The organism is Microbacterium sp. USHLN272 (genome assembly GCF_037149655.1).
In the GTDB taxonomy this organism is placed as follows: Bacteria; Actinomycetota; Actinomycetes; order Actinomycetales; family Microbacteriaceae; genus Microbacterium; species Microbacterium galbinum.
Window position 1 is genome coordinate 837,993 of record NZ_JBBCRA010000001.1, and the last position, 23,472, is coordinate 861,464.

General features: G+C 69.3%; 27 protein-coding genes. 17 read left to right on the forward strand and 10 right to left on the reverse strand.

Translation table 11 applies throughout. The annotated features are described in order from the left end of the window. Genes WFJ97_RS04205 through WFJ97_RS04235 form a run of 7 tightly spaced genes read left to right on the forward strand, consistent with a single transcriptional unit; the run spans window position 1 to window position 6,239 of the window. Window positions 1–1,467, forward strand: a complete 1,467-nt coding sequence (locus tag WFJ97_RS04205; RefSeq protein ID WP_336640568.1) for a DUF2252 domain-containing protein — start codon at window positions 1–3, stop codon at window positions 1,465–1,467. After that, on the forward strand, window positions 1,464–2,198 hold the full coding sequence (locus WFJ97_RS04210) for an ion channel (protein ID WP_336640569.1): 735 nt from the start codon (window positions 1,464–1,466) through the stop codon (window positions 2,196–2,198). Before WFJ97_RS04205 ends, WFJ97_RS04210 begins: the two co-directional genes overlap by 4 nt. Continuing rightward, the gene (locus tag WFJ97_RS04215) at window positions 2,195–3,811 is read left to right on the forward strand and encodes an MFS transporter (protein WP_336640570.1); all 1,617 of its coding nucleotides are present in this window, start codon (window positions 2,195–2,197) and stop codon (window positions 3,809–3,811) included. Before WFJ97_RS04210 ends, WFJ97_RS04215 begins: the two co-directional genes overlap by 4 nt. A 50-nt stretch (window positions 3,812–3,861) precedes the next feature. After that, a complete protein-coding gene (locus tag WFJ97_RS04220) occupies window positions 3,862–4,332 on the forward strand; it encodes a MarR family winged helix-turn-helix transcriptional regulator (protein ID WP_336640571.1) in 471 nt (156 codons plus the stop codon). Between the two features lie 26 nt (window positions 4,333–4,358). Next, window positions 4,359–4,781 carry an organic hydroperoxide resistance protein gene (locus WFJ97_RS04225; protein WP_336640572.1) on the forward strand — a complete coding sequence of 141 codons (423 nt, stop codon included), beginning with the start codon at window positions 4,359–4,361 and terminating at the stop codon, window positions 4,779–4,781. Window positions 4,782–4,799: 18 nt separating this feature from the next. Beyond that, on the forward strand, window positions 4,800–5,777 hold the full coding sequence (locus WFJ97_RS04230; RefSeq protein ID WP_336640573.1) for a zinc-binding dehydrogenase: 978 nt from the start codon (window positions 4,800–4,802) through the stop codon (window positions 5,775–5,777). Window positions 5,778–5,837: 60 nt separating this feature from the next. Continuing rightward, window positions 5,838–6,239 (forward strand): RidA family protein, encoded by a 402-nt coding sequence (locus tag WFJ97_RS04235; protein WP_336640574.1) that lies wholly within the window; start codon window positions 5,838–5,840, stop codon window positions 6,237–6,239. Window positions 6,240–6,266: 27 nt separating this feature from the next. Here WFJ97_RS04235 and WFJ97_RS04240 read toward each other — a convergent pair whose 3' ends face one another. From WFJ97_RS04240 to WFJ97_RS04255, 4 genes are read right to left on the reverse strand one after another with little or no spacing between them, the layout of a single operon-like run. Continuing rightward, window positions 6,267–6,659 carry a DUF1304 domain-containing protein gene (locus tag WFJ97_RS04240; protein WP_336640575.1) on the reverse strand — a complete coding sequence of 131 codons (393 nt, stop codon included), beginning with the start codon at window positions 6,657–6,659 and terminating at the stop codon, window positions 6,267–6,269. A gap of 38 nt (window positions 6,660–6,697) precedes the next feature. Next, window positions 6,698–7,519 carry a CPBP family intramembrane glutamic endopeptidase gene (locus WFJ97_RS04245; RefSeq protein ID WP_372491579.1) on the reverse strand — a complete coding sequence of 274 codons (822 nt, stop codon included), beginning with the start codon at window positions 7,517–7,519 and terminating at the stop codon, window positions 6,698–6,700. Window positions 7,520–7,524: 5 nt separating this feature from the next. Further along, complete coding sequence (trmB, locus tag WFJ97_RS04250) at window positions 7,525–8,250, reverse strand: tRNA (guanosine(46)-N7)-methyltransferase TrmB (RefSeq protein ID WP_336640576.1); 726 nt, start codon at window positions 8,248–8,250, stop codon at window positions 7,525–7,527. A gap of 43 nt (window positions 8,251–8,293) precedes the next feature. Continuing rightward, entirely contained in the window at window positions 8,294–9,133 is an 840-nt protein-coding gene (locus tag WFJ97_RS04255; RefSeq protein WP_336640577.1) for a DUF3097 domain-containing protein, read from the reverse strand. A gap of 122 nt (window positions 9,134–9,255) precedes the next feature. Here WFJ97_RS04255 and WFJ97_RS04260 point away from each other — a divergent pair, with 122 nt between their 5' ends. The 4 genes from WFJ97_RS04260 (at window position 9,256) to WFJ97_RS04275 (ending at window position 13,406) form a co-directional block, all read left to right on the forward strand. Continuing rightward, window positions 9,256–11,298: a TPM domain-containing protein gene (locus tag WFJ97_RS04260; protein ID WP_336640578.1), complete on the forward strand. Its 2,043-nt coding sequence runs from the start codon at window positions 9,256–9,258 to the stop codon at window positions 11,296–11,298. Between the two features lie 55 nt (window positions 11,299–11,353). Further along, window positions 11,354–12,097 carry a PspA/IM30 family protein gene (locus tag WFJ97_RS04265; protein ID WP_247622817.1) on the forward strand — a complete coding sequence of 248 codons (744 nt, stop codon included), beginning with the start codon at window positions 11,354–11,356 and terminating at the stop codon, window positions 12,095–12,097. Between the two features lie 68 nt (window positions 12,098–12,165). Then, entirely contained in the window at window positions 12,166–12,972 is an 807-nt protein-coding gene (locus WFJ97_RS04270; protein ID WP_336640579.1) for an arginase family protein, read from the forward strand. Further along, window positions 12,969–13,406 (forward strand): Fe-S oxidoreductase, encoded by a 438-nt coding sequence (locus tag WFJ97_RS04275; RefSeq protein WP_336640580.1) that lies wholly within the window; start codon window positions 12,969–12,971, stop codon window positions 13,404–13,406. The genes WFJ97_RS04270 and WFJ97_RS04275 overlap by 4 nt, the downstream gene beginning before the upstream one ends. 23 nt (window positions 13,407–13,429) lie before the next feature. Here the strand turns inward: WFJ97_RS04275 and WFJ97_RS04280 are convergent, their stop codons facing one another. The 3 genes from WFJ97_RS04280 to WFJ97_RS04290 are packed head-to-tail and all read right to left on the reverse strand — an operon-like array spanning window position 13,430 to window position 15,143. After that, window positions 13,430–13,900: an SIP domain-containing protein gene (locus tag WFJ97_RS04280; protein ID WP_336640581.1), complete on the reverse strand. Its 471-nt coding sequence runs from the start codon at window positions 13,898–13,900 to the stop codon at window positions 13,430–13,432. Window positions 13,901–13,956: 56 nt separating this feature from the next. After that, window positions 13,957–14,670, reverse strand: coding sequence for a tyrosine-protein phosphatase (locus WFJ97_RS04285; RefSeq protein ID WP_247622821.1), 714 nt, complete (start codon window positions 14,668–14,670; stop codon window positions 13,957–13,959). Next, window positions 14,667–15,143 carry a carboxymuconolactone decarboxylase family protein gene (locus tag WFJ97_RS04290; RefSeq protein WP_247622822.1) on the reverse strand — a complete coding sequence of 159 codons (477 nt, stop codon included), beginning with the start codon at window positions 15,141–15,143 and terminating at the stop codon, window positions 14,667–14,669. The genes WFJ97_RS04285 and WFJ97_RS04290 overlap by 4 nt, the downstream gene beginning before the upstream one ends. Window positions 15,144–15,314: 171 nt before the next feature. Between WFJ97_RS04290 and WFJ97_RS04295 the strand changes: the two genes are divergently transcribed. The 6 genes from WFJ97_RS04295 to WFJ97_RS04320 all read left to right on the forward strand — a co-directional run bounded on the left by WFJ97_RS04295 (window position 15,315) and on the right by WFJ97_RS04320 (window position 21,269). Further along, window positions 15,315–16,235, forward strand: a complete 921-nt coding sequence (locus tag WFJ97_RS04295) for an alpha/beta fold hydrolase (protein WP_336640582.1) — start codon at window positions 15,315–15,317, stop codon at window positions 16,233–16,235. Window positions 16,236–16,340: 105 nt separating this feature from the next. After that, entirely contained in the window at window positions 16,341–17,858 is a 1,518-nt protein-coding gene (locus tag WFJ97_RS04300) for an ABC transporter substrate-binding protein (RefSeq protein ID WP_336640583.1), read from the forward strand. A gap of 18 nt (window positions 17,859–17,876) precedes the next feature. After that, window positions 17,877–18,824 carry an ABC transporter permease gene (locus WFJ97_RS04305; protein ID WP_247955953.1) on the forward strand — a complete coding sequence of 316 codons (948 nt, stop codon included), beginning with the start codon at window positions 17,877–17,879 and terminating at the stop codon, window positions 18,822–18,824. Then, window positions 18,821–19,693 carry an ABC transporter permease gene (locus WFJ97_RS04310; protein WP_372491556.1) on the forward strand — a complete coding sequence of 291 codons (873 nt, stop codon included), beginning with the start codon at window positions 18,821–18,823 and terminating at the stop codon, window positions 19,691–19,693. The genes WFJ97_RS04305 and WFJ97_RS04310 overlap by 4 nt, the downstream gene beginning before the upstream one ends. Next, window positions 19,690–20,481, forward strand: coding sequence for an ABC transporter ATP-binding protein (locus tag WFJ97_RS04315; RefSeq protein ID WP_336640584.1), 792 nt, complete (start codon window positions 19,690–19,692; stop codon window positions 20,479–20,481). Before WFJ97_RS04310 ends, WFJ97_RS04315 begins: the two co-directional genes overlap by 4 nt. Next, entirely contained in the window at window positions 20,478–21,269 is a 792-nt protein-coding gene (locus WFJ97_RS04320) for an ABC transporter ATP-binding protein (protein WP_336640585.1), read from the forward strand. The genes WFJ97_RS04315 and WFJ97_RS04320 overlap by 4 nt, the downstream gene beginning before the upstream one ends. Here WFJ97_RS04320 and WFJ97_RS04325 read toward each other — a convergent pair. From WFJ97_RS04325 to WFJ97_RS04335, 3 genes are read right to left on the reverse strand one after another with little or no spacing between them, the layout of a single operon-like run. After that, window positions 21,263–21,883 carry a GNAT family N-acetyltransferase gene (locus tag WFJ97_RS04325; protein ID WP_247632465.1) on the reverse strand — a complete coding sequence of 207 codons (621 nt, stop codon included), beginning with the start codon at window positions 21,881–21,883 and terminating at the stop codon, window positions 21,263–21,265. The genes WFJ97_RS04320 and WFJ97_RS04325 overlap by 7 nt on opposite strands. A 4-nt stretch (window positions 21,884–21,887) precedes the next feature. Then, entirely contained in the window at window positions 21,888–22,601 is a 714-nt protein-coding gene (locus tag WFJ97_RS04330) for a uracil-DNA glycosylase (protein ID WP_336640586.1), read from the reverse strand. Between the two features lie 2 nt (window positions 22,602–22,603). Beyond that, on the reverse strand, window positions 22,604–23,386 hold the full coding sequence (locus tag WFJ97_RS04335; RefSeq protein WP_247955949.1) for an SDR family oxidoreductase: 783 nt from the start codon (window positions 23,384–23,386) through the stop codon (window positions 22,604–22,606). Window positions 23,387–23,472: the final 86 nt, after the last annotated feature.

A 23,472-nucleotide genomic window follows, 5' to 3' on the forward strand; every position in this document is an offset into this window, starting at 1 on the left:
ATGGGCGAGAACCCGGGCTCCGACGTGCGCTCCTCCGAGCCACCGACCGCGGTCGCGCCCGAATTCGTTCTTCGACGCAGCAGGGGCCGAGATGCGCGCGCACGGGCCCCGCGATCGGGGCAGGGACCGTGGGTCCCGCCGCCCGATCGCGTCGACCCGATATCGCTGCTCGAAGAGCAGGCGGAATCCCGTGTCGCCGAACTCGTACCGCTGCGGTACGAGCGCATGGCGACCTCGCCGTTCGCCTTCTACCGCGGAGCCGCTCTGCTCATGGCGTCCGATCTGGCGACCATGCCTCACAGCGGCATCACCGTGCAGCTCTGCGGTGATGCGCACCTGTCGAACTTCGGAGTCTTCGGAACCCCGGAGAGGCAGCTCATCTTCGACATGAACGATTTCGACGAGACGCTTCCCGGCCCGTTCGAATGGGACGTGAAGCGACTCGCCACCAGCTTCGCCGTGGCCGGACGGCAGCGCGGGTTCTCCCCGTCGGCGACGCGTGGCTGCGTCGCCGCGGCCGTCCGCGGTTACCGGGTCACGATCGCCCATGCCGCCGAGGCCTCCGTCCTCGATGCCTGGTACGACCGATTCGATGCCGAGCGAGCGCGCCGGCGCATCCGATCCGAACGTCGACGGCAGCGAGCGGATGACGAAGCCGTTGCCCGGCTGGACGCCGCCCTGTCGAAGGCACGCAAGCGGGACAGGCGGCGGTCGTTCTCCAAACTGGTCGAGACCGTCGACGGACGATTGCGCATCATCGCGAACCCTCCGTTGATCGTGCCGATCGAGGATCTCGCCGCGGGGACGGATGCCGCATCCGATGACGGCGGCATCATGCGCGAGGTCCTCGACGCCTATCAGCGCACGCTCATCGGCGACCGGCATCCGATCACCGAGTACCGCTATCGGCACATGGCTCGCAAAGTGGTCGGCGTGGGCAGCGTCGGCACGCGCGCCTGGGTGATCCTGCTCAGCGGGCGGGACGACGATGACCCCCTGCTGCTGCAGGCCAAGGAGGCGCAGCATTCGGTGCTCGAGCGCTTTCTCGGTCCGAGCGCGTACGACAACGCAGGCGAGCGGGTCGTGCGGGGGCAACGACTCATGCAGGCGTCCAGCGACATCTTCCTCGGATGGCAACGCATCGTCGGTCTCGACGGTCGCAGCCGCGACTTCTCCGTGCGCCAGCTTCACGACTGGAAGGGCGGGATCGATCCCGAGACCATGACCCCGCGGGGTGCGATGCTCTACGCGCGGGTCTGCGGCGAGACGCTCGCCCGCGCCCACGCGCGAGGTGGAGACCGGCTGGCGGTCGCGGGCTACCTCGGGCGGGGCCGCGGGTTCGAGGCTGCCGTGTGCGCATTCGCCGACTCGTATGCGGATCAGAACGAGCAGGACTTCGCATCGTTCCGGGCTGCTCTGGATTCGGGGCGGCTCCCCTCCGATGAGTCGACGGGATCAGCGCCGTGACGACGACGCGGCGGAGCTCGTCGGCCGCACGAGCGCGCAGGTCGCGGTGGGGCATCGGGGAGATCGACGGTGTCGCGGGATACGCGCTCGTCATCGTGCTGCTCGTGGCGTCGTACGCTCTCTCCGCGGCCCAGCGCACTCCTGACCCGAGTCCGCTCGCTTTCCTCATCATCCTCGTCACCGTCGCCGTGGTGTTCCGGATCACCGATGTGCGCACGGCTGTCCAGCGCGCCAGCTGGGTGATCCTCGCGGTATCCGCCGCGGTGACGATCGCGGCGTCCCTCCTCGGGGCGAAAGGACAAGTCCTCGACATCCTGCTCTCGGCCGCCACGTTGCTCGCTCTCCTGGTGTCTCCGACCGCGATCATCGGCCATCAGGTGAAGCGACGCGGGCTCAATCTCGAGGCGCTGCTCGCCACCATCGCCGCATACGTGCTCGTCGGCCTGTTCTTCGCGTTCGCGTTCAACCTGCTGGCACTGGTCTCGCAGGCGCCCCTCTTCGGCGACGCCGGCGAGGACTCTCTCGCCAATCAGCTGTTCTTCTCCTTCACCACGCTCACGACGACCGGCTACGGCAACCTCGTGCCGGTGGGCGCGAACGGGCAGGCGATCGCCGTGATCGAGGCGATCACCGGGCAGCTCTTCCTCATCACCGCGGTCGCCCGCATCATGCGCGGCGCCAGTGGCATGCGCACCGCCGACCAGTCAGCACCGACGAAGGAGACCCCATGAAGAAGTGGAACGTCGTCTTCGTGCTCGGCTGCGCGCAGTTCGTCATGGTGCTCGACGGCACAGTCATGAACGTCTCCATCTCGACCGTCGTCGATGACCTCGACACGACCGTCGCCGCCATGCAGGGCGCCATCACCTTCTACACGCTCACGATGGCCGCGTTCATGCTGCTCGGCGCCAAGCTCGGAGACGTATGGGGCCGACGACGTGCCTTCGTGATCGGTTCGTGCGTGTACGCGGCCGGTTCGCTGGTCACCGCCCTGAGCCCGAACGTGCAGACCCTCTTCCTCGGCTGGTCGGTGATCGAAGGACTCGGTGCGGTGCTCGTCATCCCGGCGATCGCTGCGCTCGTCGCCGACAACTATCACGGCCGTGATCGGGTGACCGCGTTCGCGGTCGTGGGTGCGGTGTCCGGCGCAGCCGTCGCTGCCGGCCCGCTGATCGGCGGCTTCGTCACGACCTACTTCGACTGGCGCTACGTCTTCGTCGCCGAAGTCGTCATCATGCTCGGTGTCGTGCTGTGCGCGCGAATCATCACCGACGCCACCCGTCGCCGGTCCATCCGCATCGACGTCCTCAGCGTCGGCCTGTCATCGGCGGGGCTCGTCCTCGTCGTACTGGGGATGCTGCAGAGCAAGACCTGGGGCTGGGTTCTCCCCCTGAAGATCCCGCTGATCGGCGGCGTGAGCGTCGCTCCCCTCGGCATCTCGCTGACCGCGTGGTTTATCGTCGCGGGCGTGGCTTTCCTCACCCTCTTCGTCGTCCGTCAGCGTCGACTCGTCCGTACAGCCCGCCCGCCGCTGCTCAACGTCGAGATGTTCACCCTCACCTCCCTGCGCAGCGGACTCGCAGTGCTCGGCGCGCAGTACACGGTGACGGCCGGGCTCTTCTTCATGGTCCCGGTCTATCTGCAGATGACGTTGGGGCTCGACGCACTGCAGACGGGGATCCGGATCTTCCCGTTGTCGGTCGCGCTCGTGCTCTTCTCGATCGTCGGCACCGCACTCTCGAAGAGGATGTCGCCGCGAGCGATCGTGCGCACCGGCCAGCTCCTGCTCGTCTTCAGCGCGTTCATCCTGCTCGGCTCCGCGACGAGCGATCTCCGCGGAGGTCTCTTCGCGCTCGGGATGTTCCTCTCGGGAGCGGCCCTGGGCCTGCTCGCCTCGCAGCTGGGCAACGTGAACATGTCGAGCGTCACCGAGAAGGAGACGAGCGAGGTGGGCGGCTTGCAGGGCGTGTTCCAGAACCTCGGATCGTCGCTCGGCACCGCCCTGATCGGTTCGATCCTGATCGGCGCGCTGTCGACATCGTTCGCGTCGGGAGTCGCCGGCAGCGACCTGCCCACCGAGACGAAGCAGACGGTGAGCAACTCGACGCAGAACGGTGTGACGATCGTCCCCTCCGCAGATGTGGCGCAGATCGCCGAAGATGCCGGTCTGGACGACGCTGCTGCAGAGCAACTGGCTGAGATCTACCGCGATTCGCAGTTGTCGTCCTTGCGCATCGCCTTCTTCGGACTCATCGTCATCAGCCTGCTGTCACTGTTCTTCTCGCGCGGCATCCCGACCGAGATCGAGGTCCGTCGGCGCCGCGCTCCCGAGTACGCGGGATAGTCTCCTTCAATTCAATTGTGCACAATCTAATCGCGTGCAATACTTGACGCATGGCTGTGACAGACGAGATGGTGTGCTTCTCCCTCTACTCCGCCGCACGCGCGACCACCCAGGCGTACCGGACATTGCTCGCCCCGTGGGGCCTCACCTACCCGCAGTACCTCGTGCTCGCGATCCTCTGGCACGAGGGCGAGCAGACCATCGGATCGCTCGGCGAGGCGATGCAACTCGACTCCGGCACGCTCTCCCCGCTCGTGCGACGCCTCGAGCAGTCGGGACTCGTGCGCAAGCAGCGCGGCTCCGACGACGAGCGGGTCGTCGCTGTGCAGCTCACGGCCGAGGGCCAGGCACTCCGCGGCGACTTGGCGAAGATCCCCGCAGAGGTCGCCGGGTTCTCCGGCATCCACGACGACGCGCACCGCCTGCGCCTGATCTCCGAGCTCCACGAGCTGACGCGCCTGCTCCAGGCATCCACCCCGACTCCCGCCGGCGCTGCCGCACGCGCTCGCGGCTCCGAATGACCACCCTCCCGGAAGGAAACACACCCATGGAAGCTCTGTACACCGCCGAAGCACTCGCCACCGGCGCCGGCCGCAACGGACACGTCGCCACCGACGACCGTCGCGTCGAGTTCGATCTCGCCATTCCGAAGGCGATGGGCGGCAGCGGCGACGGGGCGAACCCCGAGCAGTTGTTCGCCGCCGGCTACGCGGCCTGCTTCCACTCCGCGCTGCAGTCCGTCGCCCGGGCGCAGAAGGTCCAGATCGAGGACTCCTCGGTCGGCGCGCGCGTGCACATCGGTTCGAACGGCCAGGGCGGCTTCGGCCTCGCCGTCGAACTCGAGGTCGTGATCCCCACGCTCCCCCACGAGCAGGCGCAGGCCCTCGCGGATGCTGCGCACCAGGTGTGCCCGTACTCGAACGCGACCCGCGACAACATCGACGTCACGATCACCGTCTCCGACGACTGAGACCGAAGGAGCATGTCCATGCACGCACTCATCCACCACACCTTCGGAGAAGCCGAAGACGTCCTCGCCCTCGAGGAGCGGCCCGTTCCCCAGCCGGGGCCCGGTCAGGTCCGTCTGCGCGTCGCTCTCTCCCCCATCCACAACCACGATCTGTGGACGGTGCGCGGCACCTACGGGTTCAAGCCCGAGCTGCCCGCCGCCTCCGGCACCGAGGCGCTCGGCGTCGTCGATGCCCTCGGCGACGGCGTCGAGCATCTCGTCGTCGGCCAGCGTGTCGCGACGGGTGGCACCTTCGGCGCCTGGGCCGAGTACATCGTCGCGAACGCCGCAGGGCTCATCCCCGTGCCCGACGTCCTCTCCGATGAGAGCGCCGCGCAGCTGGTCTCGATGCCCTTCAGCACGATCAGCCTGCTGCAGTTCCTCGATGTGAACGAGGGCGACTGGATCGTCCAGAACGCGGCGAACGGCGCCGTCGGGCGCATGCTCGCCCAGCTCGGCGCCGCACGCGGCGTGAACGTGCTCGGCCTCGTGCGGCGCTCGGCCGGCGTCGACGAGCTGCGCGCGCAGGGCATCGAGAACGTCATCGCGACCGACCAGACGGATTGGCGCGAGCAGGCCGCCGCGCTGACCGGCGGTGCCACGATCGTCGCCGGGGTCGACTCGGTCGGCGGATCGTCGGCGGGCGACGTGCTGTCGCTGATCGGCGAGGGCGGCACGCTCGTGGCCTTCGGCGCGATGAACTCCCCGGTCATGGAGATCGCCTCGTCCGATGTGATCTTCAAGCAGGCGACGGTGAAGGGGTTCTGGGGCAGCAAGGTCATCCAGACGATGGATGCGTCCACCCGCGGTGCACTGTTCACCGAGCTGATCCAACGCATCACCGACGGCACGCTCACCCTCCCGGTCGCCGGCACCTTCGACGCCGCCGACATCGCGGATGCCGTTCGCCTGAGCAAGACCCCCGGTCGTGTCGGCAAGGTGCTGCTGCGCTTCTGACCCCCTCCGACCGGTATGGGCCGGGTCGCCGATGTCGGCGACCCGGCCCATACTGCGTTCATGGACATCTCACTGATCAGACCGGCAGGGCTCGTCATGAGTCCCGCGTTCAGCCACGTCGCCGTCGTCCCGCCGGGAGCGACGACGATCCACGTCGGCGGCCAGAACGGCGTCGACGAGTCCGGGAAGATCGTCTCCGACGACGCCGCAGAGCAGTCGATCCGCGCGGTCGAGAATGCGGCGATCGCTCTGGCAGCGGCCGAGGCGACGCTCGACGACGTGATCAGCTGGACGGTGCTGATCCATCAGGATGCGGATCTTCGCGCCGCCTACGGCGCGGTCGCCTCACGGCTCGCGCGAGACGGCGAGCCTCCGCTGGTGACCGCCGCGATCGTCTCCGCGCTCGGCGTTCCCGGCGCGCTGATCGAGATCAGCGCCGTCGCCGCCGTCGTGCGCGCCTGACGGGCGTCCGGCGATCCGGTGCCGCGATCAGGCGAGCGATGCACCGATCGCGGTGACGACGACCGCGAGGAGCGGCAGGGTGCCCTGCATCGCCGCAGCACGCGCCTTCGTCCGGTCCGCGAGCACGAGCACGAGAGCGGCGGCCAGCATCATCCCGGTGCCGGCGAAGACCAGGGTCAGCCCGATCGTGACGAACCCGAACATCGTGAACCCGATGCCGAAGAGGGTCGTGAGCGCCAGGAACAGATTGTAGAAACCCTGGTTGAAGGCGAGCTGCTTCATCGTGACGGCATCCGCCTCGCTGGCGACGCCGAAGATCTTGCGGGTCTCGGGCTCGGTCCACTTCAGCGACTCGAGCGCGAAGATGAAGACGTGGAAGGCGGCAGCGGCCGCGGCGAGGACGAGTCCGGCGATGAGCATCCTCCGATTGTCGCAGACTCGCGCCCTCGCGCGCGGCCTCAGACGAGGAAGATCGGCAGCAGTCCGGGATTGTGCGCGTGCACCAGAACGGCGAAGACGACGGCGTCGAACAGCAGGTGCACCGTGACCACGTAGGCGAGCGAATGGGTGCGCAAGAAGATGAACCCCTGCAGCAGTGCGAACGGGATCGTCAGGAGAGGGCCCCACTCCCGGTAGCCGAGTTCCCAGAGGAACGAGACGAACACGATCGACTGCAGCACGTTCGCCACCGCGTCCGGGAAGTGCCGGCGCAGCAGGGCGAACACGGTGCAGATGAAGAACAGCTCGTCCCAGATGCCGACCGCGCCGACACCGACGAAGAGGCGCGCGATCAGATCGGGGGTGTCGACGACGGGCCAGTTGGCGTAGACGCCGCTCGTGATGAAGTAGAACGGCAGGATCAGCCAGCCGAGCACGAGGACGGCGACGAGCCAGCCCCACTGCAACCGGCCCCACCGGCGGTGCGCCCGCCACGGGAAAGAGATCGCCCGGTCGCGATAGACGAAGCGCGACACGAGATAGGGCAGAGCGACCGCGCCGCCGAGCGCGAGGGTGAAGCGCAGCATCGCGAGGTTGTCGAGTTCGGCGGCCAGCGGGATCACACTCACGACGAGCAGGCCGAGGGCGATGAGCGAGAGGTCGCGCGTGAGCGAGGGGGCGGATGCCGTGACCCGTCCGCGTTCGATCGCCCAGGAGACGCCGATCCCGATCGCCAGCAGCACCCATCCGAGCCAGGCGATCTCCGCCACGAAGAACGCGGGCGCAGCGGCGCAGACGAGCACCGCCGGGACGATGCCCCGGGTGCGCACGTCGCTCCGCACGTCGGTCACGGGCGCGGGCGACGTCGGTAGACGAGGTCGCGGATATCGCGCCCCTTCGCGATGCCCTTGCGCTCGAAGGCCGTCATGACGCGTCCGTCGAAGCGGTCGGCCCACTCCCCCTCGAAGGCGCGCTCGAAGAGCGGCTCGGCATCCAGCACCTCGCGCATCTGCAGCGCGTAGTCCTCCCAGTCCGTCGCGAGACGGAGCAGCCCCCCGTCGACGAGCGCCCTGGCCGCGTTGTCGGCGAATCCCGGACGCACGAGGCGACGCTTCGTGTGCTTCTTCTTGTGCCACGGATCGGGGAAGAAGATCCAGGTCTCCGCGGCGGCGGCCTCCGGCAGGTACGACGAGAGCACCTCGGGCGCGTTCGCCTCGATGACCCGCAGGTTCTTCGCGCCCTCCCGGTCGGCGTCGAGCATGGTGCGGGCGAGCCCTGCACGGAACACCTCGACGGCGAGGAAGTCGTCATCGGGCCGCGACGCCGCAGCGGCGACGATCGCGTGCCCCTGCCCCGAGCCGATCTCGACGATCAGAGGGGCGTCGCGACCGTATTCGGCGGCCACGTCGAGGCGGGCCTCCGGGTGCACCGAGGTCCACGCGACGGCCCGCGGCACGTCGAGCAGGTAGTGCGGGGCGAGGTCGGTGAAGGCGCGGTCCTGCGCCTCGGACATCCGTCCGCTCCGGCGCACGAAGGACACCGGCTCGTCACGGAAGGTTCGGGGTTCGGGCATGCTTCCAGGGTAGCCGGGTGCGTCCCCTCGACCGGTGCGCGGGTCAGCTCGCGGGTTCCGTCACGAAGTCGATGAGTTCTTCCACCCGGCCGAGCAGCGCCGGCTCGAGATCTCGGTAGCTGTGCACCTTGCTCAGGATGTGCTGCCACGCACGCGCGGTGTCGGCCTGGGTCTCGTGCGGCCATCCGAAGGCGCGGCAGATCCCGGTCTTCCAGTCCGTGCCCCGCGGGATCTCGGGCCAGCGCGTGATACCGAGTGCCCGCGGGGTGACGCACTGCCACACGTCGACGAACGGATGCCCGACGATGCGCACGTGGCGCCCGTGCGGCCCCCGGGCGACGGCATCCGCGATCCTCGACTCCTTCGAGCCCGGCACGAGGTGGTCGACGAGCACGCCGTAACGCCGCTTCGCGGACGGAGGCTCGTCGGCGAGCAGCTCGTCGAGGAGGTCCACGCCCTGCAGGTACTCGACCACGACGCCCTCGACGCGGAGATCGGCACCCCACACCTTCTCGACGAGCTCCGCGTCGTGCTTGCCCTCGACGAGGATGCGGCTCGGCAACGCGATGCGCGCGCGCTGGTCTCCGACGGCGAAGGATCCGGATGCCGTGCGCTGCGGTGCCTGTATCTTCGGCACCGGGGGCGCCAGCCGCACAGGCCTGCCCTCGATGAGGAAGCCGCCGCCGAGCGGGAACAGACGCTTGCGGCCCTTCCAGTCCTCGAGTTCGACGTTTCCGCCCTGCACGCGGGTGACCGCTCCGCAGTACCCGTCGTCGGCGACCTCGACGACGAGATCGAGCTCGGCGGGGACCGTCGGCACCTGCTTCGCACCGCGCTCGCGCCAACCCGATGCGAGCACATCCGATCCGTACCTGTCGTCCATGCCTTCCAGCGTATGCGTCTCCGCTGAGGGCGAACGGCGATCCGCTCTCGGATGCTGTCGCGTGTCGGGCTGTGTGAATAGACTCGGGGCATGGGGCTCGCCTGCCGGTCGGAGGGAAAACGATGAAGACACGGTGGCTGGCGCTGAGCGCCGCGGTCGTCGCCGTCGCGGCGGGTCTTGTCACTTCCGGGGCCGCCTCCGCGACCGATCCCCTCACGCTCGACTCGGGGTACGTGACCGATGCCGCGGGTGTCCTCAGCGCGAGTGAGAAGGACGCCGTCGAAACGCGGCTCCAGGAGCTCACCGAGAACTCGTCCGCCGATCTCTTCGTCGTCTTCGTCGACGAGTTCACCTCGCCGAACGACCGCGTCGAATGGGCGGACACGACGGCGACGCGCAGCAACCTCGGTCCCGATCAGTACCTGCTCGCGATCGCGACCGATCAGCGCAGCTACTACATCTCCGCGGCCGAGGGCGGGCCGTTGAGCAACTCCCGCCTCGACGACATCGAGCAGGAGATCCAGCCCCTGCTCGCACAGGACGACTGGGACGGAGCGATACTCCTCGCCGCCGACGAGATCCAGGGCGATGGCGGCGCGGGCGCCCTGCAGGCGTTCCTCGTCGTGGCCGGGCTCATCGCTCTCGCTCTCGTGGCGTGGCTGGTCATCGCTCTCGTCCGGCGGAGCCGCCGGGCGGCCGCGATCCGCAAGCGCGGGGCGATGCCGGAGCATCCGGACCCCGCCGACCCGTTCTCGACGCTGACCGATGAGCAGGTGCAGACGCAGGCGGGTTCCGCTCTCGTGCAGGCCGACGACGCCATCACCTCGAGCCGCGAGGAGCTGGGGTTCGCGATCGCGCAGTTCGGTGAGGGCGCGACGGCCGAGTTCACGACCGCCGTCGATCAGGCGAAGGCGAAGCTGTCGGAGGCCTTCGACCTCAAGCAGAAGCTCGATGACGAGATCGAGGACACGGTGCACGAGCAGCGCGCCTGGAACATCCGGATCATCCGGATCGCCGACGAGATCGACGACGTCCTCGACGCGAACACCGAAGCCTTCGACTCCCTCCGCAAGCTCGAGCAGAACGCCCCGCAGGAACTCGAACGCGTGCGTCGCGAGCACGCCGCACTCGCGCCCGTACTCGCCGCAGCGGCGCCGGCCCTAGCGGCGCTCTCGGCGACCTACGCGGGCGAAGCGCTGAGCACCGTCGCCGACAACCCCGTCCAGGCTCAGGAGCGTGCGGGCCTCGCCGACCACGCGATCGAGGCGGCGGGCCAGGCGATCGCGGCCGGCCGCACGGGCGAAGCGGCGTTCGCCATCCGCACGGCCGAGCAATCCGTCGCCCAGGCGACCCAACTCGTGCAGGCGATCACGGCCCTCGGCTCGGATCTCGCCGCCGTCGAGACACAGTCGCGGGCGCTCGTCGCCGAGCTGCAGTCCGATGTCGCCGCCGCGCAGCAGCTCCCCGACACCGGCGGAGCACTCTCCGCAGCCGCGTCCACGACCCTGCAGTACCTGCAGGCCGCGCAGGCCGATCTCACCGGTACAGCGCGCAATCCGCAGCGCGCTTTCGATGCCCTGTCTGCCGCGAACGCCCAGATCGATGCCGCGATCGCGCAGGGGCGCGAGGCGCTCGAGCGCACTCGGCGCGCGGAGCAGATGCTCGAGCAGACCCTGACCCAGGCGGGCTCCGAGATCCGCACCGCCCGGGAGTTCATCGAGACCCGACGCGGAACGGTCGGGTCCACCGCCCGCACCCGCCTCTCGCAGGCCGATGCGAGCCTCACGCAGGCGGTCGCCCTCCGCACCACCTCGCCCGACGCCGCGCTCACCGAGGCCACCCGCGCCCTCGATCTCGCACGACAGGCGATCTCCTCCGCGTCCGCCGACGTGTCCGCCTACGACTCCCGTGGATACGACGGCTGGGGCAGCGGACCGTTCGGAAACTCCGGGGGCTCCGGCTCGTCCGGTGGTTCCGGCCTCGGTGGCGACATCCTCGGCGGCATCATCGGCGGCCTCCTCGCGGGCGGAGGTGGTGGCAGTCGATCCTCCTCCCGGAGCAGCGGCTGGCGCTCGAGCGGAGGCGGTGGATTCCGCAGCTCGGGCTTCGGCGGCGGCCGCTCCAGCGGCGGGCGCAGCGGCCGCTCGGGAGGTGGGCGCTTCTGAACCTCATAGGCCACTCGACAAGACTTCGATTCCGACCCTCTGAAAGGAACCTCGCATGACCAAGCAGTCCATCTTCGGACGAATCTCGACCCTCGTCCGCGCGAACATCAACTCGCTCCTCGACTCTGCCGAAGACCCGCAGAAGATGATCGATCAGCTCGTGCGCGACTACACGAACAGCATCGCCGATGCCGAGTCCGCGATCGCCGAGACGATCGGCAACCTGCGCCTGCTCGAGCGCGACCACGAAGAAGACGTGCAGTCGGCCACCGAGTGGGGCAACAAGGCCCTCGCCGCCAGCCGCAAGGCCGATGAGATGCGCGGCTCCGGCGACACCGCCGACGCCGACAAGTTCGACAACCTCGCGAAGATCGCGCTGCAGCGTCAGATCAGCGCCGAGCGCGAGGCCCGCGGCGCAGAGCCGCAGATCGCCGCTCAGACCGAGATCGTCGACAAGCTCAAGAGCGGCCTGAACGGCATGAAGGACAAGCTCGGCGAGCTCAAGAACAAGCGCAGCGAGCTTCTCGCACGCGCCAAGGTCGCCGAGGCGCAGACCAAGGTGCAGGACGCCGTCGGATCGATCAACGTGCTCGATCCCACGAGCGAGCTGGGCCGCTTCGAAGACAAGGTCCGCCGTCAGGAGGCCATCGCGCAGGGCAAGATCGAGCTCGCGGCATCGAGCCTCGACGCCCAGTTCGAGAGCCTCGAGGACCTCGGCGAGCTCACCGAGGTCGAGGCGCGCCTCGCCGAGCTGAAGGCCGGCGGCACCGCTCCCCGTCAGGCCCTCGAAGGCAACTGATCCACCCCGCGGATGCCCCGGACCCGCCGTCCGGGGCATCCGCACTTCCTCTTTCCCGGGAGGCACCCATGGTGCGATTCCTCGTCGTCCCGCAATGGCAGGGATCACCGGCCGCACGCGCGATGCTCCTCGTCGACGGCGCATCGGCCATCGCCGGCGACCTGCCGCGCGCCCGCACGACCACCCTCGACGTGCCGGTCGAAGCCGGCGAGTCGCTGGGGACCGGTGTGCGGCGGCTCAGCGCTCTGCTGCGCACCCGCGAGCTGATCCGCGAGCACCTCACCGACGAGTACAGCGTGCTGATCGGTGGAGACTGCAGCATCACCGTCGCCGCCCTCGACGCGCTGCCCGGCGGCACCGACGACCTGGCCGTGGTGTGGTGCGACGCTCACGCCGACCTGAACATGCCGGAGACCTCTCCGTCCGGGGCGTTCTCCGGCATGGCGCTCCGCGCGATCCTGGGCGAGGGAGAGCCGCAACTCGCGCTCACCGCTGCCCTCCCCCGAGAACGCATCGTCACGGTCGGAATGCGTGCCCTCGATGATGCCGAGGTCGACGAGATCTCTTCGTTCGCCCACCTGCAGGTCGCCGACCTCGACGACACGGACGCGCTGCTCGATGCCGTCCGCGCGACCGGCGCCTCACGGGTCTGGGTGCACATCGACGTCGATGTGCTCGATCCCGCCGAGATCACCGGAGTCTCCGATCCCGCGCCGTTCGGCACGACCCCGGCGGCGCTCGCCTCGGCCATCCGCCGACTCCGCGAAGACATCCCGCTCGCGGGTGCCACGATTTCGGGCTTCGCCCCGCGCACGCCCGCCGACGCGGTGGACGACCTCGGTGCGATCCTGCGTCTGATCGGTGCCGTCGCATGACGACGGACTGGAGACCCGCGGCCGAGGAGGCGCTGGCCCGCGGCCGACGCTTCGACCGCCGCATCCCCTCCTTCCTCCTCCGCTCCCCCGTGAGCCGGATCGGCTACGCCTGGGGTACGGCCGTGGGCTGGCTCTGGGGGTCGCTGTGGAGCACCGGCCCCGTCGAACGCCGCGGCGGACTCTGGATCTTCCGGGGAATGCCCACGTGGACCTTCAACCGTGGCGGCGTGTGCGTCGGAGGATGCTTCCTCACCGGTGACGTGCGTCCGACCGACGCCGTCCTGCGTCACGAGGCGGTCCACAAGGCTCAGTGGCTGCGGTACGGCTTCCTCATGCCGGTGCTCTACTTCGTCGCCGGGCGCGACCCGCTGCGCAACCGCTTCGAGATCGAAGCCGGGCTGGAGGACGGCAACTACGTGCGCCGCTCCCGCTGACGGTCAGCGATCGACCGGAACGTTCAGCGATCGATCGGGAGCAGACCGAAGCGCTCGGGAGCGTGGATCGACGTCGCCTCGACCGCGAGGCTCGTCGTGAGGTGATCGACGATGTCGGCGGTGCCGAGGTAACCGCCGAGAAGCGTGACCTGGGTGGAGACCTCGTCATCGCAGAGCATCTCGTCGGCCCACGCGCACGTGGCGCGCGCGAGTGCCTGACCCGGGGCGCAGGAACGACCGGAACCCGGAGCACCCGAGCGGTCTGCGCGTGCCAGCCAGGTCACGGTCATGCGTGCCGGCGCGTCGATGACCTGGATATCGGCAGCGGTCGGAACTTCGATGAAGATCCGACCCGATGCGCACAGCGGGAGCGTGGAGAGGAACATCTCGAGGTCGACGAGCGACTTCTCATCGGCCGTCACGAGGTGGTGCGAGCGCTGACGAGCGGCACGGCGCGCTGCGCGTGTGCTGCGGATGTCGAACGAGGTGTCCATGGTTCCTCCATCGTAACACCGATGAAGGCATGCCTAACCTTGCTCCGCGATTCGCCTCAGCCGACGGGCTCGACGAGTGCCGCGGTCAGCGCCGCGAGCTCGGCATCCGTCATCCCCTGCGCCCGCAGATAGTCGGCCGCCGACCCCCAGCGCTCGTCAACCATCTCGAGAAGACGGCGCATCACCGGAGCCGGGGACTGCGTCGCGAGAGCGACGGCGTTGACGGCTTCGGGGTGGAGCTCGGTCAGGTATGCGGCGATCCGTCGGTTCCGCTCGGGTGGGAGTTGCGACTCGGTCAGCGCATAGTCCTCGATCACCGCCTCGCGATCGGCACCCACGGCCGACAGTGCCAGTGCGACCGTCACCCCCGTGCGGTCCTTGCCGACCGTGCAGTGGACGAGCGTCGGCTCCCCCGCCGCGATGATGCGGATGGCCTCGACGAGCCTCCCACCGCTCTCCTCGAGGAGATGCAGGTAGAGGTCTTCGAGACTCGTGTCGGTCTCGAAGAACGAGCGCACGGACCCCAGGAACAGCGGGAGGTGGGTGGTATCCGGACCGACGATCTCGCTGGGCTCCGCCGCCACCTCCTCGCCGTCGCGCAGATCGACGATGTGCGCGACACGTCCGCGGAGCTCCTCGGCCCCCTTCGCCGTCGCTCCGGAGAGCTGACCGGAGCGCAACAGGATGCCCTGACGGATGCGACCGCCTGCCGCCGGCATCCCGCCGACGTCGCGTACGTTGTTGACGCCGCCGACGTCGAGCACGCTCATGGCCGGGCCTGCGGCGAACGGGCCGGTACGGGGTATCGCCCGGCGACCACGACGCGGTTGAACGCGTTGATCGACACGCACGCCCAGCTCAGGGCCGCGTACTCCTTCTCGGTGAACACGCTGCCGACGCGGTTGTACACCTCGTCGGACACGCCCTCCTCCGAGATGAACGTGAACGCCTCGGCGAGTTCGAGCGCCGCGCGTTCGCGCTCGCTGAACACGCCGCTCTCGCGCCAGGTCGCGATCTGCATCATGGTGTCGGCGTCGATACCGGCAGCCTCGGCACGGTCGACGTGGATGCGTGTGCAGTAGGCGCAGCCGTTGAGCTGCGAGCAGTGGATCATGACGAGCTCCTTGAGACGATCGTCGATGCCATTGGCGGCGCAGATCTCTCCGACGGTGCGCGAGAACGCATCGAGGGCCTGGTAGGCGGTCGGCTCGGTCTTGGAGAGGTGCACTCGCGTCTCGCTCATGACTCCATGATATTCGGCTGCCGGTGTCGGACGGCCGACGCATCCCGTCATCGAAAAATGCACAAAGCCAATCCTGCAAGCTGTTTGCTTAACTTTTAGACAAGCGTTTGATGGTTCTAGATGCTCATTTTGGTCCGCCATTTCGCGATGCTTGCTCCAGGGGCGCAGAATATGGGCGTGGCGATCGACATCAGCGAGTTCAGCTATCTTCCCGCGCAGGCCGAGGCGCTCGGCCTCCCCGTTCCCCCGGTCGAACGGCTCACCCTCCCCCTGCAGGATGGCCGCACGGTCAGCGCGCTGCGCTTCGGGACGGAACCCGCCCGTGTGACGCTACTGCACGGTGCTGGTCTGAACGCGCACACCTGGGACACCACAGCGCTCGCCCTCGGCACCCCGCTCCTCGCGATCGACCTCGCCGGGCACGGAGACTCGTCCTGGCGCGACGACCTCGACTACACGCCGCGCACCCTCGCCGTCGACGTGGCCGCGGCGCTCGATGCCTGGACCGATGTACCGCAGATCGTCGTCGGACAGTCCCTGGGCGGCCTGACCGGCGCGGCGCTGGCGGCGAGCCGCCCCGATCTCGTCGCCGAGCTCATCGTCGTCGACATCACCCCCGGCATCGACACCTCCGCCGGTCCCGCGGCCCTCCGCGAGTTCTACGCCGGGCCCGTGGACTTCGCGACCCGCGATGAACTCGTCGACAAGGCGATCGCGCTCGGGTTCGGCGGTACACGCCCCGAGACCGAGCGAGGCGTGTTCCTGAACACCCGCGTGCGACCGGACGGACGCATCGAGTGGAAGCACCATTTCGCGCACCTCGCCGCGCAGGCTCTCGCATCCCACGCCCCGGGCACCCCGGCGGCACCGTCCGTCCTGCACGAGACGGGATGGGACGACCTCGCCGCCGTCCGCGCTCCCCTGACCTTGATCCGGGCGACGCGGGGATTCGTCAGCGAAGCGGATGCCGATGACCTGCAGCGCCGCATCCCGACCGCACGCGTCGTGGTGTTCGATGCCACCCACAACGTTCAGGAGACCGCTCCCGTCGAACTCGCCGAGTTCGTCGCCGCAGCCTCCGCGTCGGTGTGAAACGGAATGTGACGTCGCGTTCCACACCGCACCCTTCGATTTCTCGCTCATCCCTAGGCTCGTTCAACCGGCACACAGCACCTGCCGCACCGAGAGGAAACCATCATGTTCCGACGCTCCCGACGCGTAGCGCTCATCTCCGCGCTCGCCGCCACCGCTGTCATCCTCAGCGCGTGCTCCGGCAGTCCGCAGCCCGCCGCCACCTCGACCGGTGAGGTCGACCCCGACGCGACCCTCCACGTGGGTCTCGTGCTCGAGCCGACCAACCTCGACATCCGGCACACCAGTGGCGCGGCACTCGAGCAGATCCTCATCGACAACATCTACGAGGGCCTGGTCACCCGCACTCAGGACAACGAGATCGAGGCGCGCATCGCCTCGATCTACTCGGTCTCCGACGACGGCCTGACCTACTCGTTCACCCTCAACGACGGAGTGGTCTTCCACGACGGCTCGCCCCTGACGTCGGCCGATGTCGTCGCCTCGTACGAGCAGGTGCGCACCGACGAGACCATCCAGGGCAACGCGGAGTTCGCCTCGGTCTCCGCGATCACCGCGCCCGACGAGAAGACCGTCGAGATCGTGCTCTCCGAGCCGAACCAGAACTTCCTCTTCGCCCTGACCGGTCCCGCCGGCCTGGTGTTCAAGAGCGGCGACACCACCGACCTGCAGACGGCGGAGAACGGCACCGGCCCCTTCACCCTCACCCGCTGGAACAAGGGCAGCACGATCACGTTCGCGCGCAGCGACGCCTACTGGGGCGAGCCCGCCGGCGTCGCGTCGGTCGAGTTCCAGTACATCCCCGACTTCACCGCGGGTGTGAACGCCGCGATCGCGGGCGACGTCGACGTGCTGACCGCCGTCGACCCGAACCTCGCGTCGCAGCTCGAGGACTCGGGAGATTTCACCCTCACCACGGGTCGCACGACCGACAAGGCCACGCTCGCGTTCAACAACGCGAAGGCGCCGCTCGACGACGTCCGCGTGCGCGAGGCATTGCGCCTGGCGATCGACCACGACGCGCTCATCGAGGCGGCCGGCGCGGGCACCCCGCTCTACGGACCGATCCCCGAGCTCGACCCGGGCTACGAAGACCTCTCCGATGTCGTCTCCTACGACCCCGAGCGCGCGAAGGAACTCCTGGCGGAGGCCGGGCAGGAGGATCTCGAGCTGACCCTCACGATCCCCTCGTTCTACGGCACCACGGTGCCGAAGGTGCTCATCTCGGACTTCGCGAAGGTGGGCGTCACCCTCGACGTCGACTCGGTCGAGTTCGCCACCTGGCTCGAAGACGTCTACACGAACCACGACTACGACCTCAGCTACGTGCTGCACGTCGAGCCGCGTGACTTCGGCAACTTCGCGAACCCGGACTACTACTTCGGGTACGACAACGCCGAGGTGCAGAGCCTCTACGCCGAGGCCCTCGCCGAGGTCGACCCCGACAAGTCCGCCGATCTCCTCGCCCAGGCGGCGCGGATCGTCTCGGAGGACCACGCGGCCGACTGGCTGTACAACGGCCAGACGATCACGGCGGTCGCGCCGATCGTCACCGGCTTCCCCGAGGACTCGATCAACTCGCGCATCAACCTGGCCGGCGTGACGGTCTCGTCCGCCGAGTAAGCGGCGGTCTCGTCCTCCGTGATCCGTTACGCGCTCGTTCGAGGAGCCCTGCTCATCGCAGGGCTCCTCGTCGCGAGCGCCCTCATCTTCCTCACCCTGCGCGTCTTCCCGGGTGATGTCGCCCAGCTCATCGCCGGCACCCAGGCATCGCCGGCCGAGGTCGAAGCGCTGCGCGAATCGCTCGGCCTGAACCGGCCGCTCCTGTCGCAGTACACCGACTGGATCGGAGGCATCTTCCGCGGAGACCTCGGCACGTCACTGCTCTCCGGCGCCTCGGTCGGTGAAGAGCTCCTGCTCAAGGCGCAGGTCACGGTGCCGCTCGGGCTGATGTCGCTCCTCATCGCCGTCGTGATCGCGATCCCCTTCGGCATCCTCGCCGCGCTGGCTCGCGGACGGCGCGCAGGCACCGCGCTGAGTGTCGGCGCGCAGACCCTCGCCGCCGTCCCCGTCGTCTGGGCCGGCATGATGCTCATCGTCGTCTTCTCGGTCTGGCTCGGGTGGTTGCCCCCGCAGGGCTTCCCCCGCACCGGGTGGAGCACGCCCGGCGAGGCCATCGAGGCGCTCCTCCTACCGGCTCTCACGATCGGGATCGTGGAGGGTGCCATGCTCATGCGCTTCGTGCGCAGTGCGACCCTGCAGGCGGCCGGCCAGGACTTCGTCCGCACGGCGGCGGCCAAGGGACTCACGCGTACGCAGGCGCTGATCCGACACGGCATCCCCGCCGTCGGGCTGTCGATCATCACGGTGCTCGGCCTGCAGGTCGCCGGCATCATCGTGGGCTCCGTCGTGATCGAGCAGCTGTTCACCCTCCCGGGAATCGGACGGATGCTGGTGGCGGACGTCGGCACCCGCGACCTCATCAAGGTGCAGAGCGAACTCCTCGTGCTCACCGGCTTCGTGCTCGTGATCGGATTCCTGGTCGACCTGCTCCACCGTACGATCGACCCGCGCCAGAGGGAGGCATGATGGCTCCGCTGTGGCTCCGCCGCCTGTGGGCGACCCCGACGGGCGCCTTCGGCCTGATCGTCGTCGCCCTCATCGGCCTGACAGCCCTCGTCGCGCTGTTCTGGACGCCGTTCGACCCGCAATCCTCGACCATCAGCGACCGGTGGCTCGGTCCGAGCTGGCCGCACCTCCTGGGCACCGACGACACCGGGCGCGACATCCTGAGCCTGATCATGGCGGGGGCGCGCACGACGGTGTTCGTCAGCATCGGTGCCGGAGTCGTCGCCACCGTCGTCGGCATCGCCCTCGCCGCGCTCGGCGCCCTCACCGCCCGGTGGCTGCGCGAGACGATCGCGGTTCTGGTCGACATCCTGATCGCCTTCCCGGTGCTGCTCATCGCGATGATGATCTCCTCGGTCTGGGGCGGCTCCCTCTGGGTCGTGATCTGGGCCGTGGGCATCGGCTTCGGCGTGAACATCGCGCGCGTCACCCGCCCCGAGCTGCGGAGGGTGCAGCAGAGCGACTTCATCCTCGCGGCGAAGGCATCCGGCCTCACCCCCGCGCAGAGCCTGCTGCGCCACCTCCTTCCCAACGTCGCTCCGGTGTTCATCGTGCAGCTGTCGTGGTCGATGGCCGTCGCCGTGCTGGCCGAAGCCGGACTGTCGTACCTCGGCTTCGGCGCGTCGGTCGTCGAGCCCAGCTGGGGCCTGCTGCTCGCCGACCTGCAGCGCTACATCGGCGTGCACCCGCTCTCGGTGATCTGGCCGGGTCTCACGATCACCCTCACCGTCCTCGCCCTGAATCTCCTCGGCGACGCCCTGCGCGAAGCGACCGACCCCACGCTGCGCCACCGCCGCGCCGAGACGCACACCCCCGGAGTGGTCGCATGAGCCTCGTCGTCGAAGACCTGACCGTCAAGATCGACGGGCGTCGCGTCGTCGACGGCGTCTCGTTCGAGGTCGCGGACGGCGCCCGTCTGGGCCTGATCGGCGAGTCCGGGTCGGGCAAATCGCTCACCGCTCTCGCGATCCTCGGGCTCCTGCCCGACGGCGCGACGGCGGCGGGCAGCATCCGCTGGAACGGCACGGAACTGATCGGGATGCCGGACCGCGAGCTCGCCCGACTGCGCGGTGACGAGATCGGCATCGTGTTCCAGGAGCCGCGCACCGCCCTCAATCCGATCCGCACGGTCGGTCGGCAGATCGCCGAGGCGATCCGCATCCACGAGGGCATCGGGCGACGCGAAGCGCGCGCACGCGCGGTTCAGGAAGCCGCCCGCGTGCGGCTCCCCGATCCGGAGTCGATCGTCGATCGCTACCCGCACCAGCTCTCCGGCGGCCAGCGCCAGCGCGTCGCGATCGCGATGGCACTCGCCTGCCGCCCGCGCGTGCTCATCGCCGACGAGCCGACCACGGCGCTCGACGTCACGATCCAGTCCGAGATCCTGGCGCTCCTGCTGCACCTCGTCGAGGACGAGGGCATGTCGCTCGTCTTCATCACCCACGACCTCGCCGTCCTCGCACAGGTCGCCACCGAGGGCGTGGTTCTCGAACACGGGCGCGTCGTCGAGTCCGCTCCGGTCTCGACGCTGCTCACCGCACCGAGCTCGCCGATCACGCAGGGGCTGCTCCGCGATGCGACGGCGACGCTGTGGCGCCCGGACGGAGGCATCGCATGAGTCTCGTCGAAGCGCGTGGGCTCACCCGCGAGTTCATCGTCCCGAAGCGCTCGCCCCTCGAGCGCACACGTCGGCAGACGGCGCTCGAGCCGACCGACCTCGACATCGTCGAGGGCTCGTCCGTCGGGATCATCGGCGAGTCCGGTTCGGGGAAGTCGACACTGGTGCGCCTGCTGCTGGGCCTCGACAGACCGACATCGGGGACGGTGACCGTCGACGGACGGCGCGTGGACGCCTCGGCATCCGCGACGTCCCTCCGGTGGCTGCGCCGACAGACGGGACTCGTCTTCCAGGACCCCTACGCCTCCCTCGACCCGCGCATGACCGCCGGGCAGATCGTTCGCGAGCCGCTGTGGGCTCTCGGCATCGACGGCGATCATCGGGCGCGTGTGCGGGAGGTGCTCGCCCGGGTCGGGCTGGAGCCCGATGCCGGCGACAGATATCCGCACGAGTTCTCCGGCGGGCAGCGACAGCGCATCGCGTTGGCTCGCGCGATCGTGCACGGCCCCCGCATCCTCATCGGCGACGAGCCGCTCTCGGCCCTCGACGTGACAGTACGGGCGCAGATCCTCGAGCTCCTCGTCGATCTGCGACGGACGACCGACCTCACCCTCGTACTCGTGTCGCACGACATCGGTGTGGTGCAGAACCTCAGCGACACCGTGGTGGTGATGAAGGACGGCCGGATCGTCGAGCGCGGCACGACCGGCGACGTGCTCCTGCGCCCGCAGCACGACTACACGAAGGCTCTGCTGGCCGCGATCCCGGTCATCCCGCGTGATCAGTGACCGCGACCGGCGGCGAGGAACCGACGGCGCCGCGCGACCGGTCTCAGGGCGCGCTTCATGTACACGGTGCCGAGCTCGCGACCGAACTTGTGGCCGACCCGGGCCATGCGCCCCGCCTCCACGAAACCGAGGCGAGCGTGCAGACGGATCGACGCCTCGGCACCGCTGTCGCTGATGACCGCGACCATCTCGCGGATGCCGAACTGCTCGCAGGCGTCGATCAGCGCCTGGAGCAGCGCGCCACCGAGGCCCTTTCCGCCGGCACCAGGGCCGAGATAGATCGAGTCCTCGACCGTGTAGCGATAGGCGTTCTTGCCCGCCCAGGGCTGCGCGAGCGCATAGCCGATGACTACCCCGGAAGGTGACACCGCGACGAGGAACGGGAGCCCGAGCCGATCCAGCAGGGCGAACTTGTCGCGCCAGTACGGGATGCTGCTGCTCTTCTCGTCGAGCGTGACGGCGGAGTTGCTCACGAAGTGGTTGTAGATCTCGCGCACGGAGGGCAGATCACCGGGCCGGGCGGGACGGATCGTGTACGAGAAGATCTCGGGGGCCGCCGCAGGACGCAGGTGGCGCGGCAGGATGCGACGACGGTCCCCCGGTTCGAACTGCATGCGATCAGCTTAGGGATCCGGGGCGTTCGCCCTCTACCCGCCAGTCGATCGGCGCCGCTCCCAGGCCCTCGAGCAGCTCGTTCGCGCGGGAGAACGGGCGGGATCCGAAGAAACCGCGACGCGCCGACAGCGGCGAGGGGTGGGCCGACGCGATGATCGGCGTCGCCTCCAGGAGCGGACGCAGGTTCTCGGCGTCCTTGCCCCACAGGATCGCGACGAGCGGGCGGTCGCGCGCGACGAGCGCCCGGATCGCGGCTTCGGTGACCTTCTCCCACCCCCACCGCCGGTGCGAGCCCGCCACGCCCGGCTGCACGGTCAGCACCCGGTTGAGCAGCAGCACCCCCTGATCGCTCCACGCCGAGAGGTCGCCGTGCGGCGCGGGCGGGATGCCGAGATCGCTCTCCCGCTCGCGGTAGATGTTGGCGAGGCTGCGCGGCAGCGGCCGCACGTCGCGGTCGACCGCGAACGAGAGTCCGATCGGATGACCGGGGGTCGGATAGGGATCCTGACCGGTGATGAGAACCCGCACATCGGCGAGCGGTCGCCGGAACGCCCGGAGCACGTTCGCGCCGTCCGGAAGGTATCCGCGCCCCGCCTGCACCTCGCCGCGCAGACGCTCGCCCAGGGCGGTGATGTCGTGCTGCACGGGCGCGAGCGCCTCCGCCCATCCCGGGTCGATCTCGCCATCCGCGGCGAGCTCGGCGAGGGTGCGGGCCATCGTCATTCGGCGGAGCGCACGCGCAGCGGTCCGCGCGCCAGCAGGTGCTGAGCCGACTGCGCGACCGGACGCATCGTGACGAGGTCGAGGTTCACGTGCCCCGGCGCATCGAGCGCGTAGGCGATGACGTCGGCGACGTCTCCGGCGACGAGCGGAGCCTCGACCCCGGCGTAGACGGCTTCGGCTGCGACGGAGTCCCCGCCGAGACGGTTGAGGGTGAACTCCTCGGTGTGCACCATTCCCGGGGCGACCTCGACCACGCGGATCGGCTCGCCGTTCAGCTCCTGACGGAGCACCCGGACGAGCATCGCCTCGGCGGCCTTCGCTGCGTTGTACCCGGCTCCGCCCGCGTACGCGGTCTGGGCCGCCGTCGACGTCACGAACACCGTGTCGGCGTGGCCGTCGGCTGCTGCGGCGCGGCGCAACAGCGGAAGCAGGCCCTTCACGAGCCGCTGCGTCGAGAGCACGTTCGCGTCGAACATCCACTGCCAGTCCTCGACCGAGGCATCCTCGATGCGGTCGGTCCCGCGCGCTCCCCCGGCCACCTGCACGAGCGCGTGCACGGGGCCGCTGGCCTCCAGCTCGGCGATGAGGGCATCGACGGCGGCGGAGTCGGTCAGGTCGCAGGCGATGGCGGATGCCCCGGTCTCGGCCACGAGGGCGGTGAGGCGATCCTCCCGCCGGGCGACGCCCACGACGTCCCATCCGCGCGAGCGGAGCTCCCGCACCGTCGCCGCCCCGATCCCCGAGCTCGCTCCCGTCACAACTGCACGTCTGTTCACCATGCCTCCACCGTACGATGTTCCGCGGTTTTTCGCCGATCGGGACTGTTACGTCACATTTCCCACTCATTGTTGACAGGAGGGAACAT